Source organism: Micromonospora sp. CA-263727 (genome assembly GCF_050942455.1).
In the GTDB taxonomy this organism is placed as follows: Bacteria; Actinomycetota; Actinomycetes; order Mycobacteriales; family Micromonosporaceae; genus Micromonospora.
Genome location: NZ_CP192031.1, coordinates 321685 through 344306, shown reverse-complemented (window position 1 = coordinate 344306; position 22622 = coordinate 321685). Strand labels below are relative to the sequence as shown.

At 73.8% G+C, this 22622-nt stretch carries 24 protein-coding genes; 15 read left to right on the top strand and 9 right to left on the bottom strand.

Going from position 1 to position 22622, the window contains the following annotated elements; translation table 11 throughout:
• The first annotated feature begins 7 nt into the window (after positions 1 to 7).
• Positions 8 to 2074, top strand: coding sequence for a SpoIIE family protein phosphatase (locus ACQPYA_RS01600; RefSeq protein ID WP_433530856.1), 2067 nt, complete (start codon positions 8 to 10; stop codon positions 2072 to 2074).
• Positions 2075 to 2206: 132 nt separating this feature from the next.
• Here the strand turns inward: ACQPYA_RS01600 and ACQPYA_RS01595 are convergent, their stop codons facing one another.
• Entirely contained in the window at positions 2207 to 3553 is a 1347-nt protein-coding gene (locus tag ACQPYA_RS01595) for an FAD-binding oxidoreductase (protein ID WP_433530855.1), read from the bottom strand.
• A gap of 83 nt (positions 3554 to 3636) precedes the next feature.
• On the opposite strand from ACQPYA_RS01595, the gene ACQPYA_RS01590 reads away from it, so the two are divergent.
• Positions 3637 to 5733 carry a S9 family peptidase gene (locus ACQPYA_RS01590; RefSeq protein ID WP_433530854.1) on the top strand — a complete coding sequence of 699 codons (2097 nt, stop codon included), beginning with the start codon at positions 3637 to 3639 and terminating at the stop codon, positions 5731 to 5733.
• Here ACQPYA_RS01590 and ACQPYA_RS01585 read toward each other — a convergent pair.
• Positions 5696 to 6373 (bottom strand): DUF998 domain-containing protein, encoded by a 678-nt coding sequence (locus tag ACQPYA_RS01585; protein WP_433530853.1) that lies wholly within the window; start codon positions 6371 to 6373, stop codon positions 5696 to 5698. The genes ACQPYA_RS01590 and ACQPYA_RS01585 overlap by 38 nt on opposite strands.
• Positions 6374 to 6507: 134 nt before the next feature.
• Here ACQPYA_RS01585 and ACQPYA_RS01580 point away from each other — a divergent pair, with 134 nt between their 5' ends.
• A complete protein-coding gene (locus ACQPYA_RS01580) occupies positions 6508 to 7800 on the top strand; it encodes a sensor histidine kinase (RefSeq protein WP_433530852.1) in 1293 nt (430 codons plus the stop codon).
• Positions 7788 to 8450 (top strand): response regulator transcription factor, encoded by a 663-nt coding sequence (locus ACQPYA_RS01575; protein ID WP_433530851.1) that lies wholly within the window; start codon positions 7788 to 7790, stop codon positions 8448 to 8450. Before ACQPYA_RS01580 ends, ACQPYA_RS01575 begins: the two co-directional genes overlap by 13 nt.
• Positions 8451 to 8460: 10 nt before the next feature.
• On the opposite strand, the gene ACQPYA_RS01570 is transcribed toward ACQPYA_RS01575, so the two are convergent.
• From ACQPYA_RS01570 to ACQPYA_RS01555, 4 genes are all read right to left on the bottom strand, one after another.
• Positions 8461 to 9984 (bottom strand): FtsX-like permease family protein, encoded by a 1524-nt coding sequence (locus ACQPYA_RS01570; RefSeq protein WP_433530850.1) that lies wholly within the window; start codon positions 9982 to 9984, stop codon positions 8461 to 8463.
• Positions 9981 to 10682: an ABC transporter ATP-binding protein gene (locus ACQPYA_RS01565; protein ID WP_433530849.1), complete on the bottom strand. Its 702-nt coding sequence runs from the start codon at positions 10680 to 10682 to the stop codon at positions 9981 to 9983. The genes ACQPYA_RS01570 and ACQPYA_RS01565 overlap by 4 nt, the downstream gene beginning before the upstream one ends.
• A complete protein-coding gene (locus ACQPYA_RS01560; protein WP_433530848.1) occupies positions 10679 to 11215 on the bottom strand; it encodes a PadR family transcriptional regulator in 537 nt (178 codons plus the stop codon). The genes ACQPYA_RS01565 and ACQPYA_RS01560 overlap by 4 nt, the downstream gene beginning before the upstream one ends.
• 106 nt (positions 11216 to 11321) lie before the next feature.
• On the bottom strand, positions 11322 to 11894 hold the full coding sequence (locus tag ACQPYA_RS01555; protein WP_433530847.1) for a TIGR03086 family metal-binding protein: 573 nt from the start codon (positions 11892 to 11894) through the stop codon (positions 11322 to 11324).
• A gap of 31 nt (positions 11895 to 11925) precedes the next feature.
• Between ACQPYA_RS01555 and ACQPYA_RS01550 the strand changes: the two genes are divergently transcribed.
• The gene (locus ACQPYA_RS01550; protein WP_433530846.1) at positions 11926 to 12729 is read left to right on the top strand and encodes an AraC family transcriptional regulator; all 804 of its coding nucleotides are present in this window, start codon (positions 11926 to 11928) and stop codon (positions 12727 to 12729) included.
• Positions 12730 to 12857: 128 nt separating this feature from the next.
• Positions 12858 to 13214 carry an STAS domain-containing protein gene (locus tag ACQPYA_RS01545; protein ID WP_433530845.1) on the top strand — a complete coding sequence of 119 codons (357 nt, stop codon included), beginning with the start codon at positions 12858 to 12860 and terminating at the stop codon, positions 13212 to 13214.
• A gap of 18 nt (positions 13215 to 13232) precedes the next feature.
• Here ACQPYA_RS01545 and ACQPYA_RS01540 read toward each other — a convergent pair whose 3' ends face one another.
• Positions 13233 to 14615 (bottom strand): MFS transporter, encoded by a 1383-nt coding sequence (locus ACQPYA_RS01540; RefSeq protein WP_433530844.1) that lies wholly within the window; start codon positions 14613 to 14615, stop codon positions 13233 to 13235.
• Positions 14616 to 14664: 49 nt separating this feature from the next.
• Here ACQPYA_RS01540 and ACQPYA_RS01535 point away from each other — a divergent pair, with 49 nt between their 5' ends.
• The 4 genes from ACQPYA_RS01535 (at position 14665) to ACQPYA_RS01520 (ending at position 16633) form a co-directional block, all read left to right on the top strand.
• Positions 14665 to 15348 (top strand): FadR/GntR family transcriptional regulator, encoded by a 684-nt coding sequence (locus ACQPYA_RS01535; protein ID WP_433530843.1) that lies wholly within the window; start codon positions 14665 to 14667, stop codon positions 15346 to 15348.
• A 39-nt stretch (positions 15349 to 15387) separates the two neighbouring features.
• On the top strand, positions 15388 to 15849 hold the full coding sequence (mscL, locus tag ACQPYA_RS01530) for a large conductance mechanosensitive channel protein MscL (protein ID WP_433530842.1): 462 nt from the start codon (positions 15388 to 15390) through the stop codon (positions 15847 to 15849).
• Between the two features lie 81 nt (positions 15850 to 15930).
• The gene (locus ACQPYA_RS01525) at positions 15931 to 16155 is read left to right on the top strand and encodes a hypothetical protein (protein ID WP_433530841.1); all 225 of its coding nucleotides are present in this window, start codon (positions 15931 to 15933) and stop codon (positions 16153 to 16155) included.
• Positions 16156 to 16273: 118 nt separating this feature from the next.
• The gene (locus ACQPYA_RS01520) at positions 16274 to 16633 is read left to right on the top strand and encodes a hypothetical protein (RefSeq protein WP_433533350.1); all 360 of its coding nucleotides are present in this window, start codon (positions 16274 to 16276) and stop codon (positions 16631 to 16633) included.
• Between the two features lie 74 nt (positions 16634 to 16707).
• Here ACQPYA_RS01520 and ACQPYA_RS01515 read toward each other — a convergent pair whose 3' ends face one another.
• Entirely contained in the window at positions 16708 to 17940 is a 1233-nt protein-coding gene (locus tag ACQPYA_RS01515; protein ID WP_433530840.1) for a benzoate/H(+) symporter BenE family transporter, read from the bottom strand.
• 143 nt (positions 17941 to 18083) lie between these two features.
• Here ACQPYA_RS01515 and ACQPYA_RS01510 point away from each other — a divergent pair, with 143 nt between their 5' ends.
• Positions 18084 to 18737: a helix-turn-helix domain-containing protein gene (locus tag ACQPYA_RS01510; protein ID WP_433530839.1), complete on the top strand. Its 654-nt coding sequence runs from the start codon at positions 18084 to 18086 to the stop codon at positions 18735 to 18737.
• Between the two features lie 53 nt (positions 18738 to 18790).
• On the opposite strand, the gene ACQPYA_RS01505 is transcribed toward ACQPYA_RS01510, so the two are convergent.
• Positions 18791 to 19891: a LuxR C-terminal-related transcriptional regulator gene (locus ACQPYA_RS01505; protein ID WP_433530838.1), complete on the bottom strand. Its 1101-nt coding sequence runs from the start codon at positions 19889 to 19891 to the stop codon at positions 18791 to 18793.
• A 63-nt stretch (positions 19892 to 19954) separates the two neighbouring features.
• On the opposite strand from ACQPYA_RS01505, the gene ACQPYA_RS01500 reads away from it, so the two are divergent.
• The 4 genes from ACQPYA_RS01500 to ACQPYA_RS01485 all read left to right on the top strand — a co-directional run bounded on the left by ACQPYA_RS01500 (position 19955) and on the right by ACQPYA_RS01485 (position 22608).
• Complete coding sequence (locus ACQPYA_RS01500) at positions 19955 to 20674, top strand: PP2C family protein-serine/threonine phosphatase (protein WP_433530837.1); 720 nt, start codon at positions 19955 to 19957, stop codon at positions 20672 to 20674.
• Between the two features lie 91 nt (positions 20675 to 20765).
• Positions 20766 to 21104 carry a PadR family transcriptional regulator gene (locus ACQPYA_RS01495; protein WP_433530836.1) on the top strand — a complete coding sequence of 113 codons (339 nt, stop codon included), beginning with the start codon at positions 20766 to 20768 and terminating at the stop codon, positions 21102 to 21104.
• Positions 21101 to 21919, top strand: coding sequence for an ATP-binding cassette domain-containing protein (locus ACQPYA_RS01490; protein WP_433530835.1), 819 nt, complete (start codon positions 21101 to 21103; stop codon positions 21917 to 21919). The genes ACQPYA_RS01495 and ACQPYA_RS01490 overlap by 4 nt, the downstream gene beginning before the upstream one ends.
• On the top strand, positions 21916 to 22608 hold the full coding sequence (locus ACQPYA_RS01485; protein ID WP_433530834.1) for an ABC transporter permease: 693 nt from the start codon (positions 21916 to 21918) through the stop codon (positions 22606 to 22608). Before ACQPYA_RS01490 ends, ACQPYA_RS01485 begins: the two co-directional genes overlap by 4 nt.
• The last annotated feature ends 14 nt before the right edge of the window (positions 22609 to 22622 follow it).

The following is a 22622-nucleotide window of genomic DNA, read 5'->3' as shown; positions in this document are numbered from 1 at the left end:
TACGAGGGTGTCAGCGGAGGCGGGGCCCGCGATGACCAAGGGCCCAGACAAGCACGTTCGGCGCGTCCGGCTCCCCGCCGACCGCCGCACCCCGGCCGCCGCACGGGCCGTCGTCCGGTCCGTACTCGCCGAGGCGAACCTGGACGAACTGCTCAACGAGGCGCTTCTGCTGACCACAGAACTCTCCACCAACGCGGTCGAACACGCCCGCACCGAACTGGACATCGAGGTCACCGCCGACCCGGCGGGGCTCACCGTGACCGTCTCCGACTTCGCCTCCGGCCCGGTGGACGAGCTGACCGTGGGCGTACGCAACGTGGCGACCGACATCACCGAGGTCGCCGAACGCGGGCGGGGGCTGCTGCTGGTAGACCACTTCGCCAGCCGCTGGGGCACCACCTACCTGCCCACCGGCAAGGGCGTGTGGTTCCGACTGGACCGCGCCGACCCGGACGGGCAGCACCGGGACGACGAGGTGACTCCGGGCGGCGATCCGGGCGCCAACGGTGAGACCTCCACCCCCAGCGCCGGGGCGATGAGCGCGCTGATGCAGACCACCCCCGACCCGTACGCCGACGATCCACTGCCGGACTTCGCCACCAGCCTGCTGACCCGGGTGGCGGAGATGGTCGGTGCCGCCGGGGGCGTGGTGCGACTGGACCGGGGCGACGGCCACGGCCCGCAGGTGCTCGCCCGGTACGGCCGGCAGCCCCGGGCCGGCAACGACCTGCTCCGGGTGCCGCTGGCGGTGCACCGCCCGTACGCCGGCGAGCTGGAACTGGACAGCGCCCCCACCGCGTACGCCCAGCCGCTGGCGGTGCTGACCGCCGAGCGGCTCTCGTTGCACCTGGAGAACGACCGGCTGCGCCGCGCCGACGTCCGCCGGCAGGCGTGGCTGACCTTCCTCGCCGAGGCCAGCGAGCTGCTCGCCCAGTCCCTGGACGTGGAGCTGACCATGGCGCTGATCCCGCAGCTGGTGGTGCCCCGGCTCGGCCAGTGGTGCGCGGTGCACACCACCGACGAGTGGGGTCGGCTCCGGCTCGCGGCGGCCAGTCACGCGGACGAGTCGATGCTGGCGCAGCTGCACGCCACCCTGCGGGAGGCGGGCCCGGACTCGATCCAGGCCCGGCTGCGTGAGGCCAGCCGCAACGGAGCCCAGACGCCGCTCGGCGCGCCGATGGAGGGCTTCGCCGTTCCCCTGATCGCCCGGGGCCAACGCCTCGGCACCCTGGCCGTCGGGCGGCACCAGCGGCACCGGCACGACCCGGACGAGATCGCGGTGCTGGAGGACGTGGCCCGGCGGGCGGCCCTGGCGATCGAGAACGCCCGCATCCACGCCGAGCGCCGCCGGGTGGCGCAGACGCTGCAACAGTCGCTGTTGCCGCCGGTGCTGCCGGTGGTGGAGGGCATCGGCTTCGCCGCCGAGTACGTACCGACCGGTGGAGACGCCGAGGTCGGCGGCGACTTCTACGACGTGGTGCCGATGCCGGACGGGCGCTGGCTGGTGGTGATCGGCGACGTCTCCGGCAAGGGAGTGCAGGCCGCGGCGGTCACCGGGCTGGTCCGGGACGTGATCCGGGTGCTCGCGGGGGACGGCAAGCCGCTGCCCGAGGTGCTGGCCCGGCTCAACGAGACGCTGGTCGAGCGGGGTGCCGGCCGCTACTGCACGCTGGCGCTGGCGGCGGTCGGGCCGGGCGAGGAAGGCCGGCTCGACGTCGGGTTGCACCTGGCCGGGCACGATCGTCCGGTGCTGCTGCGCTCCGGGGGTGGGCCGGCCACCTTCTTCGGCACCGGCGGCACCGCGCTCGGCCTGCTCGACGCGATCACCTCGCCGACCGCGGAGATCACCCTCGACCCCGGCGACTGTCTGGTCTTCTACACCGACGGGGTGACCGAGCGCCGTCGCGGCCGGGAGCTGTTCGGTACCGGCCGGCTGCGGGACGCCGCCGCGCCGCTGGCCGGCTACTCGGCCGACGTGGTGGCGGCCCGGCTACGCGCCACCGCGATCAACTTCTCGGTGGAGGAGCCCCGCGACGACATCGCCATCCTCGTCCTCCGCAACGACGCCGTCTGACAGCCGCTCCGGTCCGTCCCCGCAGCCGCCCGGGCCCCGCCCATCCTGGCCCCGCCCGCCTGTGGCCCCACCCGCCTGGCACGGCCGCCCTGGCCCCCGCCGGTCGCTCGGCGCCGGCGCCGCCGGTGGTGGTCAGAGGCCGCCGGGGAGGCGGCCGGGGGCGAGCCGGTGGGTGGGGTCGAGGTGCTGTTTGGCGGCGCGAAGGTGGGCCAGTCCGGCCAGCTCGCCCCAGAGGTCGACGGCCCGCCGGACGGCGGGCGGGGCGGCGAGCACGACGCACCGGCCCCGCCGGGCGAGCAGCACGCCCCGGACCGCGGCCAGGATCGCCGCCACCCGATCCGGCGCCATCGCGCCGGGCAGCGCGGCGTGCACCATGCCGAGCCCGGCCGAGCCACGCACCGGCACCAGCGTGCCCGCCGCGTCGCGCAGCGCGTACACGGCGGCGTGCAGGTCGGTGATCGGCACCTCCAGCCGCAGCGCGGTGTCGCCGGGGGCGAACGGGTAGCTCCGCCACCACGGCGGCGCCGACCGGGCCACCGTCGCCCGAGGGCCGAGCAGCGACACCAGCCGGTCGGCGCGTTCGGCCACCTCGGCGGGGCCACCTTCGAGTAGCACCACCAGTGAGCCGGCGGCCGCCGGGCCGGTCGACGGGCGCCCCATCATGGACGGGTGCCGCGCCATCGACTCGGCCCGGCCGCCCCGCCGTTGCCGGGATCCCGCGCCGGCCGGCAGGTCGAGTTCGACCGCGGCGGGGTCGAGCCGGGCCGCGAGCACCGCACGGATCAGGTCGTGCACCTCCAGCGGCGTCCACACCGGGCGGCTCACCCAGACCCGGCTGGCCGGCACCGGCTGCACCCGCAGGGTGGCGCTGACCAACACGCCGAGCGCGCCCTCGGAGCCGCACAGCAGCCGCGCCTGGGCCAGCCCGGCCGCCCCGCCGCCGGCCTCGGCCAGCTCGCCGTCGGCGGCCAGGTAGCGCAGACCGACGAGTTGGTCGCAGGCGGTGCCGTGGCGATGCCGCAGCGGGCCGGCCTCGTCCGCGGCGAGCACCCCGCCGACGGTGGCGCCGGGCGAGGGCGCGTCCAGGGCGAGCCGCTGGCCGGTGCGTTCCAGGGTGGCCTGGAGCGCGCGCAGCGGCGTGCCGGCGCCGACCTCGGCGGTGCCCCGGCCCGGCGGCTGGTGACCGATGCCGGCCAGTCGCCCGGTGTCGAGCATGATGTCGACCCGCTCGGGCGCGGCACCCCAGTCGATTTTGGTGCCGGCGCCGCGGGGCACCACCGCCAGATCGTGCCGGGCGGCCAGCTGCAACACCTGCGCCGCCGCGTGCGGACCGCCCGGCACCGCCACCCAGCGGGCCGGACGCCCGGCGACCTCGTCCGCCGCGCCGGCGAACCGGGCGAAACGCGGACCGCAGATCTCGGTCAGTCGGTGGGCGATGTCGAGAGCCCCGGACGCACCGGTGGAACGTGCTGGCACCATGGCAGCAATCGTACATGTGTTCTAACGGCCTGGGTGGGGACTTGCTCCGCACAGGAAGCGGGAACGGCCGGTAACGTGGCGCCGTGACCACCGAGACCACCGTGCCCGTAGCCAGGCGGCTGCCGACCGAACGCGTCCACCACGGCGACACCGTCGTCGACGAGTACGCCTGGCTGGCCACCAAGGACGATCCGGAAACGATCGACTATCTCAACGCCGAGAACGCGTGGACCGAGGCCCGGACGGCGCACCTGTCCGGGCTGCGTACGGAGCTGTTCGAGGAGATCCGGCGGCGTACCCAGGAAACCGACCTGTCGGTGCCGACCCGCAAGGGCGAACACTGGTACTACACCCGCACCGTCGAGGGCCGGCAGTACGGTGTGCACTGCCGCCGGGCGGTCCGCGACGGCGAGACCCGGCCACCGATCAGCTCCGACGGTGCCCCGCTCGACGGGGAGCAGATCCTGCTCGACGGCAACCTGCTCGCCGAGGGGCACGACTTCTTCGCCCTGGGCGCCTTCGACGTCAGCCCGGACGGGCGTTTCCTCGCGTACTCCACGGACTTCTCCGGGGACGAGCGGTTCACCCTGCGGATCAAGGACCTCAGCACCGGCGAGCTGCTGCCCGACGAGATCCCCGGCACCTTCTACGGCACCGCCTGGTCCGCCGACGCATCGGTGCTGTTCTACGTCACCGTGGACGAGGCGTGGCGGCCCCACCGGGTCTGGCGACACGTGGTCGGCACGGCGACCGCCGACGACGTGGTGGTGCACGCCGAGGACGACGAGCGGTTCTGGGTCGGAGTCGAGCTGACCCGGTCGGAGCGATTCATCCTGATCGACATCGCCAGCAAGCTCACCAGTGAGGTACGGGTCATCCCGGCCGGCAACCCGACCGGCGAGCCGGCGGTGATCGCGCCGCGTCGGCAGGGCGTCGAGTACTCGGTGGAGCACCACGGGCACCGGTTCCTGATCCTGCACAACGACGGCGCGGAGGACTTCGCGCTCGCGTACACCTCGGCGGACTCGCCGGGCGACTGGGTGCCGCTGATCGAGCACGCCCCCGGCACCCGGCTGGAGTCGGTGGACGCCTTCGCCGACCACCTGGTCGTCACCGTACGCAGCAACGGCCTGACCGGGCTCCGGGTGCTGCCGGTCGGCGGCGGCGACGCCCACGACATCGAGTTCCCGGAGCCGCTGCACACCGTCGGCCTGGACGCCAACCCCGAGTACCGCACCGGGCGTCTGCGGCTGCGCTACACCTCGCTGGTCACCCCGGATTCGGTGTACGACTACGACCTGATGACCCGCGAGATGACGCTGCTGCGCCGCCGGCCGGTGCTGCCCGGGCCGGACGGGCGGGCGTACCAGCCGGAGGAGTACGAGCAGCACCGGGAGTGGGCGCTGGCCGACGACGGCACGAAGGTGCCGATCTCGCTGGTCTGCCGCCGGGGCACCCCGCGCGACGGCTCCGCGCCCTGCGTCATCTACGGCTACGGCTCGTACGAGGCGAGCATGGACCCGTGGTTCTCGGTCGGCCGGCTCTCCCTGCTCGACCGCGGGGTGGTCTTCGCGGTGGCCCACGTGCGGGGCGGCGGCGAGTTGGGCCGCCGCTGGTACGACCACGGCAAGATGCTGGCCAAGAAGAACACCTTCACCGACTTCGTCGCCTGCGCCCGGCACCTGGCTAAGGCGGGCTGGACCGCACCGGACCGGCTGGTCGCCCGGGGCGGCTCGGCCGGCGGGCTGCTGATGGGCGCGGTGGCCAACCTCGCCCCGGACGCCTTCACCGGCATCGTCGCGCAGGTGCCGTTCGTGGACGCGCTCAGCACGATCCTCGACCCGTCGCTGCCGCTGACCGTCACCGAGTGGGAGGAATGGGGCAACCCCCTCGCCGACCCGGAGGTGTACGCGTACATGAAGTCGTACACGCCGTACGAGAACGTCGCGGCGCTGGACTACCCGGCGATCCTGGCGATGACCAGCCTCAACGACACCCGGGTGCTCTACCACGAGCCGGCGAAGTGGATCGCCCGGCTGCGGGCGGTCGCGCCACAGGGCGACTACCTGCTCAAGACCAAGATGGAGGCCGGTCACGGCGGGCCCAGCGGACGCTACGACGCCTGGCGGGAGGAGGCGTTCGTCAACGCCTGGATCCTGGATCGACTCGACCGCGCCTGACCGCCGGGCAGCCCGGCCCGGGGCTCAACCGGACTCCGACGGCGACCGTCCACAGCAGGAAGGGGGCGACCGCCACCCGCTCCATGCCACCCACGCCGAAGCCGAGATCCACCTGGGCCAGGAACAGGGCCGTCGCGACGACGCCGGTGCACCCCAGCAGGAGGGTGAACCGGCGGATCGGCCCGAGCACCGACGACCGCCCGGCCAGCGCCGCCACCAGCAACGCGACGTTTCCGACCACGAACACCAACAGCGCGGCCAGGAAGTGTCGGTTCTCGTCGGCGTCGGCCGGGTACGCCCCGGCCAACACGTACCCGGCGGCGCCCGCCAGCGCCAACCACTGAGCCGACCGGGCGGCCACCCCGCGGCCAAGTGCCGACCAGGCCAGCAGCAGGCCGGCCACGATCAGGAGGCCAGTGGCGATCATCGCCCCGTTCATCACCGGGTGCCAGGGCGAGCAGACCGGTCGCGGTCGGGTGGTGTCCCAGATGCCGCAGGTGACGTTCCCCAGGTCACTGATGTTGTGGGTACGCCAGTCGAACGGCGGCTGCCGCCAGCCGAGGGCGGCCACCGCGTTCCCGGCGACGAACAGCGGCGCGGCAAGCAGCAGAGCGTAGGAACCGAGGCGGTACGCAGACATGCGCCCCACTCCAGCCGATGCCGCCCGGCCGGCGCACTACCGCTGCCCACCCGAACGAGGTAGGGGTGGCCATACCCGCAATGGTGGATCCAGTCGGCTGGGGCCGGCCGGGACGCGTCACTAGCGTCAGCGGCATGACATCGGCAGCACCCGACCATCTCGCCCGGGCTCTGCGCAGCCCCCGATACCCGCTGACCGCCTGGCCGTGGCGCGCGCTGGCCTACCTGCTGACCACCGTGCCGCTGGCCGGCCTGCTCTCCATCGGGCCGCTGGTCGTGCTGGCACCGTTGATCGCCGCCGTCAACGCGGTACGCCAGCACGACCGGCCCGTCCCAGGGCTGCTCACCGTGTTCCTGACGCTGTGCGGCCTGGCCGTGCTCGCGCTGGCGCCGCTGCTGAGCGCTCCGGTGGCGACCTTCGAGCGGTACCGCCTCGGTCTCGTCGACGAGCGATCACTGCCCCGGCAACCGTGGCGCGGGGTCGTCGCCCAGTACACGACCGCCACGGCCTGGCGGGAGGCCGCGTACCTGTTCTGGCTCGGCGGGGTCGTCCCCGTCGTCTACTGGCTGTTCATCCTGATCGTGCTGCTCGACCTGGTGCTCATCGGCAGTCCGTTCGCGGCCGGCGCCGCCGACGAGGTGATCCTCATCTGGGCCACCGTGGACACGCCCGCACAGGCCGTACCGCACGCGATCGTCGGGGTGCTGCTCGCGCCGGTGCTGTGGTATGCGGCGGGAGGGCTCGCCGCCGGCCAGGCCGCCGTGGCCCGGTGGCTGCTCCGGGCCGCCCCGGACGGTGCCGCGCTGCGCGAGGTCACCCGGTCGCGCGCCCGGCTGGTCGACGCGTACGAGGCCGAACGTCGCCGCATCGAGCGCGACCTGCACGACGGCGCCCAACCCCGACTGACCAGCCTCAGCCTACAGATCGGCCTGGCCCGGCTGGACGTGCCGGACGACTCGCCAGCGGCCCGTCCGCTCGCCATCGCGCACGACCAGGCCAAGGGCCTGATGGTCCTGCTCCGGCAGATCGTCCGGGGCATCCGCCCGCAGAGCCTCACCGACCTCGGGCTGGCCGGCGCGGTCCGCGAACTCGCCGACGAGGCGCCCATCCCGGTGGACGTGCACGCCGACCTCGGGCGGCCGGTGCCGGAGGCGGCCGAGACCACCGCGTACTTCGTGGTGTCGGAGGCGCTCGGCAACGTCGCGCGGCACGCGGCGGCGACCCGGGCGCAGGTCCGGCTCACCGAAGCCGCCAGTGGGCTGGTGGTCGAGGTCAGCGACGACGGCCGGGGCGGCGCGGACCCGGCGCACGGCAGCGGGCTGACCGGGCTCGTCGACCGGGTCGCCGCCGCCGACGGGCGGCTGCTGCTGGCCAGCCCGCCGGGTGGCCCCACGGTCGTCCGGGTGGAACTACCGTGGTCGGTGTGACGCGGGTCGTGCTCGCCGAGGACGAGGTGCTGCTCCGGGAGGGGCTGGTGGCCCTGCTCGCCCGGTTCGGCTTCGACGTGCTCGACGCCGTCGGCTCGGCGACGGCGCTGATCAAGGCGGTCCGGGCACACCGGCCCGACCTGGTGGTGACCGACATCCGGATGCCGCCTGGGCAGCACGACGACGGGCTGCGCGCGGCGGTCGCCCTGCGCGCCGAGCAGCCCGGGCTGGCCGTGGTCGTGCTGAGCCAGCACGTGCAGCCCGAGTACGCGGCGGCGCTGCTGGACAGCGCCGACGGCCGGCGGGTCGGCTACCTGCTCAAGGACCGGGTCGCCGAGGTCACCGAGTTCGTCGACAACCTGCGCACCGTGGTCGCCGGGGGCACGGTGGTCGATCCCGACGTGGTCCGCCGGCTGCTGCACCGCCCTCGTGATCCACTCGCCGCCCTCTCCGCCCGGGAACGGGAGGTGCTGGTGCTGGTGGCCGAGGGGCGGTCCAACGCGGCGATCGCGGCGGGCCTGCACGTCACCGAGGCGGCGGTCGGCAAGCACATCGGCAACATCCTGGCCAAACTCGGCCTACCGCCGGACGACGACACCAACCGCCGGGTGCTGGCCGCGCTGACCTACCTGCGCGCGAACGCCGGCTGAGCGAGCCCGCTCAGCCGGTACGCAGCTCCTCCACCGCCGTGTTCGCGCGCAGGAAGAGCAGCCCGAGCCCGACCGTGAGCAGCGCCGCGGCCAGCGCGCCACCGGCCAGCAGCGCCAGCTGTTCCAGCGGTACGCCCGGCACGTGGATCACCTGGTCGACCAGCACCAGCTCGGTGTGGCGGTCGCGGATGGCCGGATCCGCGCACTGCTCGGCCGTCGCCCGGCAGACCTTCTCCCAGCGGCCACCCGAAACGACGTCACCTGCGAACATCCGGCCGAGGGTGTACCCGGCACCGAGTGCGATCAGCACGGCGGGCACCACCGGTGCCAGCGCCTGCCAGAGGATGGAGGTGGCGATGGTGGCGCGCGGCACTCCGGTCGCCACCAGCGCGGCGTACGCCCGCCGGCGCGAGGTGATCCCTTCCACCAGCATGACGAGCAGGCCGGCGGCGGCGATGGCCACCGCCACGGCGACCGCCAGGTCGACCTGGTCCATCGTGCGCAGGTAGAAGGAGCTGCGGTGCAGGGCGGAGTCGTCGACGCCGGCCGGCCGGTTCTGCTCCCACTGGATCTGGTCGTGGAGCAGGAACCAGGCCCGGAACGCCGCCGCACCGGAACCGATGACCAGCGCCGCCAGCAACGCGGCGAAGGTCCGGCTGCCGGCCCACGGGTCGTCGGTCAGCCGGCGGGCGGCCAGCAGCCGGGCCGGGCTGCCGGCGTACCGGTGCAGCACCCGCCCGGCCAGGTGCGAGATCCACCCGGCCCCCAGGACCACCCCGAGCACGGCCGCGAACGCGCCGAGCAGGACGACCGCGAACAGCCAGCCGGGCAACTGGGGGCCGGATGCCTCCCGGATCGGGTTGAACAGGGCGGCCCCCACCACGCCGAGCCCGATCAGCAGCGCCGGCCAGGGACGCGGTTCCCCGGCGCGATGGGCCCGGCGGACCACCCCGAGCGGCGTGGTGGTGAGCCGGCGCAGCATCACCGCGGTGGCCGCCGCGGCGATCACGGGCAGCCCGAGCAGCACCGCCACCACGGCCGGCACCGCCGGCAGCACGTCGGTCGGCAGGGCGAGTTGACCGTTGACGTCCGGCCGGTGCAGCAGCGCCCGCCCGGCGAGATACCCGGCCAGCCCGACGAGGGTGCCGACGAGGCTGGCCAGACCGGTCTCCAGCATCGCGATCCTGGTCACCTGGCCGGGAGTCGCACCGGCCAGCCGTAACGCGGCAAGCCGGCGGTCCCGAGCCGGCGCGCCGAGCCGGGCACACTGCCCGGCCAACGCCAGCACCGGGATGGTCAGCAGCAGCAACACGAACGCGGTGCCGCCGCGTAGCCCCGGCTCCCGCAGCAACGCGTTGGTGTACTGCTCGGACTGCTGTCCCGGATCGCCGGGCGGCTCCTGAATCGCGAGGACAGTCAGCGCCGCCAGCACGGCGAGGTTGGCCAGGGCTGCGCTCAGCGCGGTCAACGCCACCCGGGCCGCATCGGTACGGTTGCCGGCCACGGCGAGCCGGACGAGGGTGCCGGGCCTCACCAGGTGCCGCCGGCCAGTGGCGCGTCGAGGCCCAGGCCGGTGTGGTCGATCGTGCCGTCCCGCAGCACGATCTCACGGTCGGCGTACGCGGCGATCCGGGGCTCATGGGTGATCAGCACCACCGCCGTACGCTGCTCCCGGGCGAGCCAGACCAGTTGGGTGAGCACCTGCTCGCCGGTGAGCGTGTCGAGCGCGCCGGTCGGCTCGTCGGCGAAGAGCACCCGCGGCTCGCTGACCAGTGCCCGGGCGGTGGCGCAGCGCTGCTGCTGGCCGCCGGACATCTCGCCGGGCCGCACGTCGGCGAACTCCGCCACACCCAGCCGGTCCAGCCAGGTGAGCGCCGCCGTCCGTGCCGCTCGCCGCCCCGTGCCGGCGAGCAACAACGGAAGCGCGACGTTCTCCGCCGCGGTCAGCTCGGCGACGAGCTGGCCGAACTGGAACAGCACCCCGAACTCGGTGCGTCGCAACCGGGACCGGGCCGCCTCGGACCAGGTGTCGATCCGGTGATCGCGCCAGGTCACCTCGCCCGCGTCGGGCCGCAGGATGCCGGCGAGGCAGTGCAGCAGGGTGGACTTGCCGCAACCGCTCGGCCCGGTCACCGCGACGATCTCACCCTCGGTGACGTCGAGAGTGACGCCGCGCAGCGCGGGCGTCGGCCCGTACGACTTCACCAGACCGCGAGCCTGAAGTTGCGTCACGAGTGCACCTCCTGGTGCCAGTCGGCGACCCGCTCCAGGGTGGTGTGCAGCCAGCGCAGGTCGGCGTCGAGATGGGCGATGGCGTAGTCGGCCGCGACGATGTCGTCGACGGTGGCCGACCGGGCCGTCTTCAGCGCGGTAAGTTCGCGCAGCCGGTCGGTGTGCGCCCGGCGTTGCGCGATCAGGTACGCCCGCGCCCGGTCCACGTCGGCGGCCAGCAGCGCCACCACCACCTTGGCGAAGAGCACACTGTTGACGTGCGGCATCGGGGGCTCGACCGTGTCCAGCCACCGGTCCAGCGCGGCCCGCCCCTCCTCGGTCAGCGCGTACGCCGTCCGGTCGGGGCCGGCGAGGCGTTCCTGCCCGGCCGCCGCCACGAGCCCGTCCCGCAGCAGCCGACCCAGGGTCGCGTAGACCTGCCCGAATGCCAGTGGGCGGGCCTGCGGCAGCCGTTCGTCATGGGCTCGCTTCAGCTCGTACCCGTGCTTGGTGCCGCCCGCGAGCAGCCCCATCAGGACGTGCGACGTGGACACCCGGCTACTATTCGCTCAGTGAATAGCAGATGTCAAGCCGCCACCCGCCACGCCGGCCGGCCCTCGCTGCCCAGCCGGTCCCGCCGGTCAGCCGGCCGCGCTGTGGTCAGCCGGCGGGCGACCAGCGCGGGTCGCGGCCAGTCACGCCGAGTAGCCGGGGCAGGTCCGGCAGGGCGGTGTCGACGGCCACCGGCTCGGCGAAGACGCCCATCTGCCGAGCCGTCGGGCCGAGCTGGTCGGCCAGCTCGTGCAACACGGGCAGCACCGCCGGAGCCGGCTCGTACGCCTGGCCGGTGGCGACCGCGAGGTCCCAGCCGTGCACGGTGAGGTCGAGCAGCGCCATGCCGCCCACCACCTGCTGCGGCATCCCCATCCCGGGCGAGATGCCCTGCTCACTGGCCGGATCCGACCACGCCTCGACCAGCTGGCGGGTCTGCGTCTCGAACCGGTCCCGCCAGCCGTCGGTGAGGTGGTCGGGCTTGTCGGCCCAGGTCACCGGCTCCCGGGCGGCGAGCGCCTGGAAGTTGACCACCACGTCGTAGAGGTGGTTGAGCAGGTCGCGGACGGTGTACTCCCGGCAGGGGGTGGGCAGGTCGAGCTGGTCATCGGCGATCCCATGGATCACCGTCACGGTTCGCGGCGCCGCCGCCGCCAGCAGATCGCTAGTCTGTGTGGCCATAGGGCCAGCGTATGAGGATGGTCTTGAAGAAATGCGACAGCCGCGCGGGGACAGCCGGGGCATCCTCGACCCGGCCCGGCTGATGCGGCGGGTCCGGTTCCGCCGGCGCCTGCCCACCGTCGCGCTACGCCGCTGGGTGGAGCACTACTGGCTCATCGACTGGGACCTGACCGAGCCGTTCGAGCAGCGGGTCGTACCGCATCCGGCGGTGAACGTGGTGGTCCAGCGCGACGGCGACGGGCCGGAACGCGCCGAGCTGGCCGGGGTCGGCCGGAAACTCTTCTCGATCGTGCTCACCGGCGCCGGTCGGGTCTGCGGCGTGCAGTTCCGGCCCGGCGGCTTCCACCCGTTCTGGCGGCGGTCGGTCGCCGAGCTGACCGACCGGCGGTGGCCCTTCGCCGAGCTGGCCGACCGCTGGCCACCGGCCGCGTACCCGGACTCCGGGATCTGTGCCGGTACGGACACCGAGCGTTGCCACGCCCTCGACGACCTGCTGACGAGCTGGGCGCCCCGGCCGGATCCGGTCAATGACGAGGTGATCGGGTTGGTCGAGGCGATCCGGACCGATCGGAGCGTACGGCGGGTCGACGAGTTCGCCGCCGGCCACGGGATCTCCGTCCGCCGGCTGCAACGCCTCTTCGTCACCCACGTCGGGGTCGGTCCGAAATGGGTGATCCGCCGGTACCGGTTGCACGAGGCGATCGAGCGGGCCTCGGGCGGGCCACCGGACTGGGCCGGGCTCGCCGCCGAACTCGGCTACAGCGACCAGGCCCACCTGGTACGCGACTTCACCGCCGTCACCGGCGTCTCCCCCGGCACGTACGCCGGACGTTGAGCCGGCGCGTTAACAGGGGGCCCCTGCTCTACCGCAGGCGTTAAGAAGGTGCCTTTCCTTACCCTCCCGTTCTGCGTACGGGGGGCGGCGTGGGATACCGTTCCAGCGATACACAGGAGGTCTGGCGAATGTCCTTGACGGTGCACACGGAACAGCGCGACGACGTGGTCGTCGTGTCGGTCGCGGGCGAGTTGGACATGGCCACCGCACCGCAGTTGCAGGATCAGATCACCGACCTGCTCGACAAGGGGCGCAGCCGCCTCGTGTTCGACCTGGCGAACGTCTCGTTCTGCGACTCCACCGGCCTGTCGGTGTTCGTCCGCGCCAAGAACAGCTGCGACGAGGCCGGCGGAGTGGTCCGGCTGGCCGCGCCGCAGCGGGGTGTGCTGCGCATCCTGGAGGTGAGCGGCCTGGTGGAGGTGCTGCACACCTATCCGACCGTCGAGCAGGCGGTCGCCGGCGACCCCACGCCGGCCTCCTCCTGACCCGGACGGCTCAGAGACTCAGCGCTCGTCCTCGATGTAGCGGGGACGGGCGATCACCACTCCCGCGCCGGTCTGCACCGCGAGTGCGACCAGCAGGAACCCGATCGGCGCCGTCCACCCGCCGGTGGTCTCGTAGAGGATCCCGACCAGCAGCGGCCCCAGCGCCGCGATGACGTACCCCGTGCTCTGCGCGAAGGCCGACAGCGCGACCGTCCCGTCGGCGGTGCGGGCGCGCAGGCCGATGGTGGTCAGAATGAGCGGGAACGCGCCCTGACCGAACGCCAGCAGCACCACCCAGAGCACCGCCCCGCCACGCGGCGCGAAGGCCAGCCCCAGGTAGGCCAGGGTGGAGGCGGTGGTCAGCGCGAAGACCACCGGCCGCAGGCTGCCCAAGCGGCCGGCCAGCGTCGGCATCAGCAGCGCGATCGGCACCCCGAGCGCGGTCACCCCGGCCAGCAGCAGGCCGGCGTCCTGCGGGCGGAAGCCCGAGTCACGGAACAGCTGGGCCAGCCAGCCCATGATCGCGTACCCGCTCAGCGACTGCGCCCCGAAGTAGACCGCCATCGCCCAGCCGAGCCGGGTGCGGGCGGGCCGGATGGCCGACCTGGGCGCGACGGCGCTCCCGCTCGTCCGCCGCGCGGCGGTGCGGGCCCGCAGGGCGGCCGGCAGCCACGGGAGTACGGCCACCGCCGCGAGCCCCGCCCAGACGCCCAGCCCCGCGCGCCAGGAGCCGAAGGCGTGCGCCACCGGCACCGCGGACGCGGCGGCCACCGTCGTGCCCACGGTCAACGCCATCGTGTACGCCCCGGTGACCAGCCCGGTACGGTGCGGGAAGTGCTGCTTGACCAGCATCGGCAGCAGGATGTTCGCCACCGCGATGCCGGCCAGCGCGAGCGCGCTGGTCAGCAGGAACACCACGGCCGATCCGGTGACCACCCGCAGCACCTGCCCGACGGTGAGCGCGAGCATGCCCAGCACCAGCAGCCGGGCCGGGGAGAGCCGGCGGACCAGCCACGGGGTGGCCGCCCCGAGCCCGGCGAACGCGATGGTGGGCAGGGTGGTGACGAAGCCGGCCATCGTCCCGGAGAGGGCCAGCCCGACGCGTACCTCGTCGAGCAGGGCGCCGAGGCTGGTCACGGCGGCCCGCAGGTTGAGTGCCACCAGCAACATCCCGGCCAGCACCAGCCATCCCCCGCCGGTGCCGGAGGCCGACCTCCCGCTGAGCCCCTCCTGCACTTCCTCCGGCACACCGGCCTGGGCCGCCGGGGCGGCTGAGCCGGCCAACGCTGCGGGACAGGCCGAGGTGGCGGGACCGGCCTGGGCTGCTGGGGCGACTTGGGCGGGCGCGGTGCCGGCGGGCGGGGCGTCGGTGGCGGGGGTGCCGGCGGGCGGCGGGGTCATGACCTCGAACCTACAATCATGGGATGAATTTCGGCGCGAGGTGTAACCAGTGACACCAGCGGTTGATTCCGCCGCCGTCCCGCCCCGTGGCCGGCGGGTACGGGAGACGATCGCCCAGCTACGCCAGCGGATCATGGACGGCGAATGGCCGGTGGGCAGCCGGATCCCGACCGAGCCGCAGCTGGTCGACGCGCTCGGCGTGGGGCGCAACACGGTGCGCGAGGCGGTCCGTGCCCTCGCCCACGCCGGGGTGCTGGAGTGCCGGCAGGGCTCCGGGACATACGTCCTCTCCACCGACGAACTCGCCCCGGTGGTGGCCCGGCGGCTGACCGACGACCGGATGGCCGAGGTGATCGAGGTGCGCCGCGCCTTCGAGGTGGAGGCCGCCCGGCTGGCCGCCCGACGGCGTACCCCCGGGGACCTGGACGCGCTCGACGGCGCGTTGGCCGCCCGCGAGGCGGCCTGGCGCGGCGGCCGGGTCGCCGAGTTCGTGGAGGCCGACGCCGCGCTACACATGGCGGTGGTCGCGGCCGCGCACAACGGCATGCTCGCCGAGCTGTACGCCTCCGTCGGCGCCGCACTGCGCAGCACCGTCGCCCACGCGACGGGCGACGCGCTGACGCCGGAGCGTCACGTCGACCATGCCCGGCTGGTGGCGGCCATCCGGGCCGGCGACCCCGAACTCGCCGCCCGGGAAGCCGGCGCTTTTCTGGAGCCCTCGCCCGGGGCATAGGTTGTCCCCGACGGAATACCGGACACCTGGGGAGTACGGATGCTCAAGGGCTTCAAGGACTTCATCATGCGCGGCAACGTCGTCGACCTCGCGGTCGGCATCGTCATCGGCGCCGCGTTCACGGCGCTGGTGACGTCGTTCACCACGTCCTTCCTGGAACCGCTCATCAAGCTGGTGGGCGCGACGGAGGCCGGGCCGGGGGCCCGCATCAAGCTGGGGACCGACAACGCCATCGAGTGGGGCCAGTTCCTCAACGCTCTGGTCACCTTCACGCTCACCGCTGCGGTGCTCTACTTCCTGGTGGTGTTTCCGATGAACAAGCTGGCCGAGCGGCGCCAGCGGGGCGAGGAGCCGCCGCCGGCCGCGCCGAGCGAGGAGATCAAACTGCTCACCGAGATCCGGGACGCCCTGGTCGCCGCCGGCCGTACCACCCCGGCCCAGCAGCGCGGGGCCCTCGACGACGCCCTCGGCCGCCGGGAGGAACCGCCCACCGGGCGCTGAATCCGGCAGTCGCACATTGGCCCCTGCGGGAATCCCGCAGGGGCCGCGTCACGTCGAACACATGTTCGATAGAGTCCCGCCATGGAGCAGCGAAAGCACTGGTGGAACGGGAAATGGGGGCGACTGGCCCGGCGTGACGTCTTCCTCCGGGTGGACGCCGACCGGTGGCACGTCGAGCAGCGGGCCGGCGGCGCCGAGGGGATCTCCCGGTTCTACGAGTACGACTCCATCGACGAGGCCGAGGAAACCGTACGCGCCCTGCTTCAAGGCCCCGACCCGTGGCGCGAACTCTCCCCCCGCCCCTGAACCCCTCCGCGCGATCTTGGTACAAAACGGTCCCCGGAAGGGCCTTTTCGTACCAAGATCGCGCGAGGGTTTAGCGGGAGCGCGAGGTGGGAACCGCGCGGGTATGGAGCAGCAGGGCATCGATCAGCAGACGACCGTGGCGCGGGTTACCACCGGCATGCGGGTGGTCGACTCCGCCGGCATCGAGGTGGGTACGGTCGACCTCGTCCAACGCGGCGACCCGAACGCGGTGACCGTGCAGGCACCGAGCGCCGACCCCGGCGGCAGCCTGGACGAACTGATCGAGTCCGCGACCGCGGGGGAACCGGACGTACCGGCGGATCTCGCCGCCCGGCTACTGCGTACCGGCTATCTGAAGGTCTCCACCGACCTGGTCCCCACCGGCGCGGTCTACGTGCTCGCCGACCAGATCGTCACCGTCTCCGACAACCAGGTCCTCCTCAACGCCCCCGCCACCACCCTCCCCTCCGAGCACTAACCCCCTGCCGGGTCGATACGGGCGGGGCGGAGAGCGCGCTGGCCGACCACAGCCATGCTCCCGGCGTCATGAGGTCAGCTGGCGGGTAAGCGCCCGCCAACTTCACGATCGACTGGGTGAGATGGCGGTGGGATGGGGCGGTCGGGAGGTTGGGGTGGGACGGGGCGGGGGCGGAAGATCAGGAGCATCAGGGAGCCGGCTGCCAGGCCCCAGAAGGCGCCACCCACGCCGGCCAGGGACACTCCGGAGGCGGTGACCACCAGGGTGACCACGGCGGCCTCCCGGGCCGCCGGGTCGGCCAACGCCGAGGTCAGCGCGGTGGCCAACGCGCCGAGCAGGGCCAGACCGGCGACCGCCTCGATGAGCACCGGCGGCGCCCACCCGACCAGGGTGGTGACCGCCCCGGCGCCCAACCCGAGCAGGGCCAGCCCGACACCGGCGGTCACCGAGGCGATCCAGCGACGGTCCGGATCGGGGTGCGCGTCCGGGCTGGCGGCGAGCGCGGCGGTGATGGCCGCCAGGTTGACCGCGTGCCCACCGGCCGGCGCGGCGACCATGCTGGCCAGCCCGGTGGTCCGCAACGCGGAGCTGAGCGGCGGCCGGTAGCCGTAGCCGACCAGCACGGCGGTGCCCGGCACGTTCTGCGCGGCCATGGTCACCAGGAACAGGGGCAGCGCCAAGCCGACCAGGGCCGGCACGCTCCACTGCGGCGCGGTCACCTCGATCACCGGACGGAGTCCGCCGGTGCCACCTCCAGGAGTGGTCGACGCGATCGCTCCCGCCGCCACCACCAGCGCGCCGGGAACCGCCCAGCGCCGGGCGAACCGGTGCAGCAGCAGCCAGGACACCAGCACCGGGGCGGCCAGCCAGGGCACCTCGACGAGCGCGCGGACCGGCGCCGTACACAACGGCAGCAGCACTCCGGCGAGCATCGCCCCGGCGACCGGTTTAGGGATCGCCGCAACCGCCCGGCCCAGCACCGGGAAGAGCCCGGCGGCCACGATGAGCAGCCCCGAGACGAGGAACGCCCCGACGGCGACCGGCCAGCCGCCCGGAACCGGGCCGGTGGCGACCAGCAGCGCCGCACCCGGCGTGGACCAGGCGATACTCAACGGCAGCCGGTGCCGCAGGCCCAGCCAGACGGCGCAGAGCCCGCAGGCGACGCAGAGCACGAGCAGCCCGGAGGCGGCCTGGGCCTCGGTGGCACCGACGGCCCGCAGCCCGGCCAGCACCACGGTGAACGAACTGGCGAACCCGACCAGCGCGGTCACCACACCCGCCAGCACCGGTTGCATCCGTCCCGCCATGCCCCACCTCCGATCGTTCCGTTTACGGAACAGTGACCGTGTAGCACCATAGCGAGGTGCCACAGTCACCACCAGACCCACCCCGGCCCGAACGCACGCCCGCCGCGCCGCCCGGGCCGCGGGCCGAAAACACCCGGCCAGCCGTGCCCGCCCGCACACCGGACGACCACCCATCCGCCGCGCCGCCCGGGCCGCGGGCCGAGGCCCCCCGGCCAGCCCGCACAGCAACCGGACGCGCACCCGTCGCAGCGGCCGAGCCGGCCGGAGTCGACGCGGACACCCCGGCGATCGGTCGCCGGGTTCGCGCGCTGCGCGAGGCGCACGGGATCTCGCTCTCCGCCCTGGCCCGACTGGCCGGCGTGGGAAAGGCGACACTCTCCGGGCTGGAGAACGGCACCCGCAACCCCACCCTGGAGACGCTGTACGCGGTCACCGCCCAGCTCGGCGTACCGCTGACCGCGGTGCTGTCCGGGCCGCCGGCCGGGCAGACCGTGCGCGGCGCGGCGGTCAGCGCCACCCTGCTGGAGGTGTTCGAGGAGGCGGACGCGACCTACGAGCTGTACCGGATGCGGGTCGCGCCCGGCCCGAGCCAGCTCTCACCTGCGCACCAGCCCGGCGTGACCGAGCACGTCACGGTCTTCGCCGGGGTGCTGCGCGCCGGCCCGGCCGACGCACCGCTGACCGCCGCCGCCGGTGGTCACCTGCGCTGGGCGTCCGACGTGCCCCACCTGTACGCCGCCGTCGGCGACGAGGAGGTGGCCGCCAGCCTCCTCCTCCGCTACCCCCGACAGATGTAAGGAGGGGCCCCCTGTTAACGCCTGGTGTAGGTAAAGGGACCCTTCCTAACGGGTCAGCCGTCTATCGGTGCGGCCAGTCGTTGGCGGAGGGCCCAGAGCGCCACCCCGGTACGCGAGGCCGAGCCGGTCTTACGCAGCAGGTTGGACACGTGCACGGTGACCGTCCGCACCGAGATGCCGAGCGCGCGGGCCACCTGTTTGTTGGACATCCCGGCGACCAGGCATTCGAGCACCTCGACCTCCCGGCCGGTCAGGTCGGCGAGTTCGGCCAGGCCCGCCAGCGATGGCGGCCCGCCCGGCGGACCGTCGGAATCGGAGGAAAACCCGCCCGCAGCCACAGCGTCGACCGGGGACCGGGCGAGGGGTGGGGCCTCGGTCGGGGAGGGAGGGTCGAGCAGCGCCTCCGGCTCGTGTCCGGCGTGCGCGGCGAGCAGCTCGGTGAGGGCGTACGGGTTGCCGCCGGTACGCCGCCAGACCCCGTGCACCAGCCGGGCGCAGGGCGTGCGGTCGGCGTACACCTGGGTCAGCACCTCGGCGACCTCGGCCGGGCGCAGCGGCCCGAGGTGCTGGCGCACCACGCCGCGTACCCCGCAGAGGCGGGCCAGGGTGCGGCCGGCGAGTTCCGGCGCGACCGCGTGCGCGGCGGGCCTGGTGGCCACCACCAGCAGGGCCGGCAGCCCGGCGGCGGTGGCCAGCTCGCCGACCAGGTTGAGGCTGGCCGGGTCGAGCGCGTGCAGGTCCTCCACCACGAGCACCGCCGGGCCGGCACCGACCAACACCCGGACGGTACGCACGGCGAGGCGGAGCAGGGTGCCCGGGGCGTAGCGCTCACGTGGCGCGGTGGGCTGCTGGGCGAGCCAGGCCAGCGCGTCCGCCGGCAGGTCGAGTCGACTGGTGTCGCGCCCACTCAACACGGCGGCCAACCAGTCGTACGGCGCCGGGCTGTGCACCCGGGCAGCGCCGCTGAGCACCACCTCCGGCCGTGGGGCGAAGCCGTCCAGCGCGGCGGCGACCAGCAGGCTCTTGCCCACGCCCGCGCCACCGGTGACCACGGCGACCGCCGGTGACCGGCGGCGACGGTCGACCACGGTGGACCACGTCCGGTCCAGCTCCGCCAGCTCACCGGCGCGCCCGACCATGGACACCGGCAACATTCCTCAACCCTACGCAGTAGTGCGTAGAGACGCGGGAAGGGTCTTCTTGGCAAGCTGGACCCCATGACGCTGATCCTCCGCTCGGCCATCCTCAACGACATCGGCCTGGTCCGCACCAACAACGAGGACTCGGCCCTTGCCGGCGAGCGCCTCGTCGCGGTGGCCGACGGCATGGGTGGGCTGCCCGCCGGTGAGGTGGCCAGCGAGATCGTCATCCGGATCCTCGACGAGCTGATCCCGCCGACCACGCCGGACGCCGCCGACGACGCGCTGCGGGCCGTGGTGAGCACCGCCAACCAGCGCATCCACGCCGCGATCGCCGCCGACCCGGCCCGCGACGGCATGGGTACGACGCTGACCGCCGCCCTGCTCGCCGGTGACACGCTGGTGCTCGCCCAGGTCGGCGACTCCCGCTGCTACCTGCTGCGCGCGGGCCTGCTGCGCCAGCTGACCCGCGACGACACCTTCGTGCAGGCGCTGGTCGACCAGGGTGCGCTCTCCCCGGAGCAGGCCCGGCACCACCCGCAGCGGTCCCTGGTGACCCGGGCGGTGCAGGGTGCGGACGCGCCGCCGACGATGGGCATGGTGACGGTCGCTGCCGGTGACCGCCTGCTGCTGTGCAGCGACGGGCTCTCCGACTACGTGGCCGACGAGGCGATCGCCGCCACGCTGAGCCTGCACGCCGACCGCCAGCAGTGTGGCGAGCAGTTGGTGAAGCTCGCCCACCAGGCCGGCGCGCCGGACAACGTCACCGTCGTGATCTCCGACATCACCCCCGGCTGAGCTGCCGCTCCGTCGGGCCGGGTCGGCCCGCGTACCCGCGTGTCCAGCTAAGTAGTTGTGCCATCTAGATAGCGCCACTAGGGTTCGGCGAGTGGATTCCGACCGTCGGGGGCAATGGCTGCGTGGGGTGCTCGACCTCTGCGTACTCGCCCTGCTGCGAGAAGGCGAGTCCTACGGCTACCAGCTCGCCCAGTCGCTCGACGCCGCGGGCGTCGGGCCGATCCAGGGCGGCACGCTCTACCCGGTGCTGCTGCGGTTGCAACGCACCGGCCTGGTCACCGCGCAGTGGCGGGAGGGCGGATCGGGTCCGGCCCGCAAGTACTACCAGCTCACCGACGACGGGCGGACGGCGCTGCACCAGGGCGGCAACGCCTGGCTGGCGTTCGTGGCGCCGGTGAACGGCATCGTCACGAAGGGGGTCGACGGGTGAACGCCGACGAGTGGCTGCGGGCGTTCGCGGCCGAGCTGCACCAGCGCCGGGTGGCGGTCGACGCCGCTCGGCACGTGGTCGCCGAGGCCGCCACGCACCTGCGCGAGGGCGGGGGCGACCCGTGGCTGGTCTTCGGCCCACCGCAGTCGTACGCCGCCGCGATCGTGGAGAGCATCGGCACCGCGCCCGGCCCGCGTCCCGGCCCGGTCCGGCTGCACGCCCGGGGCATCACCAAGCGGTACGGGCGACGCCCGGTGCTGCGGGACGCGTCGCTGACCGTACGGGCCGGACAGATCGCGGCCGTGGTAGGCGCGAACGGCTGCGGCAAGAGCACCTTCCTGCGGATCTGCGCCGGGCTGGTCTCGCCGGACAGCGGCGAGGTGACCGTCTCCGGCCGGCTCGGCTACTGCCCGCAGCAGGGCGGCACCGCCGACTTCCTGCTGCCCGACGAGCATTTCGTGCTGGTCGGCGCCGGTCAGGGCGTGGCCCGGGGGCCGGCCCGACGCGCCGGCCGGGCGGCGGCCCGGAATCTCGGCTGGGAGGCCGACGGCGACCTGCTCGCCCGGCACCTCTCCGGCGGTACGCGGCAGAAGCTGAACCTCACCATGTCCACCCTCGCCGAACCGGACGTGCTGCTGCTCGACGAGCCGTACCAGGGCTTCGACCAGGGCAGCTACGTCAACCTCTGGGACCAGTTGAGCCGGCTGCGCGACGAGGGGCGGGCCATCGTGGTGGTGACCCACCTGCTCAACCAGCTCGACCGGGTCGACATCGTGCTCGACCTGACCCCCGCCAAGCAGGGAGGCCGATCGTGAACCGGCTGGTCACCGTGGCCGAGATGACCCTGCGGGAGCTGGCGCGCCGTCGAGGCGTACTCCTGCTCCTGTTGTTGATGCCGTTGGTCTTCTGGCTGATCCGGCGGGACTCCTACGTCGGGCAGTCGATCCGCGCGTTGCTGCTCGGCATCAGCTGGGCGGTCAGCACCGCCGCGCTCTTCGCCACCAGCGCCGCCCGCGAGATGGAACCCCGGCTCCGGCTCGCCGGCTACCGGCCACACCACCTCTACGCGGGCCGGATGCTCGGCCTGTGGCTGCTCGGGCTGGCCATCTCGGTGCCGTTCTTCCTGCTCACCGTCTTCGACACGACCAACGTGCGGTACGCCGGGATCGCCGTGGCGATGCTCTGCTGCGTGGCGGTGGCCGCGCCGTTCGGCATGCTGATCGGCGCCCTGCTGCCCCGCGAGCTTGAGGGCACCCTGCTGCTGCTCACCGTGGTGGCGATGCAGATGCTGCTCGACCCGGCCAGTTCGGGGGCGAAGCTGACCCCGTTCTGGTCGAGCCGGGAGATCGGCACCTGGGCGGTGGACCACACCGACGACGGTTACCTGACCCGGGGCCTGCTGCACGGGCTGGCGGTCACCGTGTTGCTGACGGTGACGGTGGCGGGCGTCTTCGCCGTCCGGCTGCGCCGTCGCCGGCACCTGCACCACGTACCGCTCACCTGATCACCGGCCCGGGG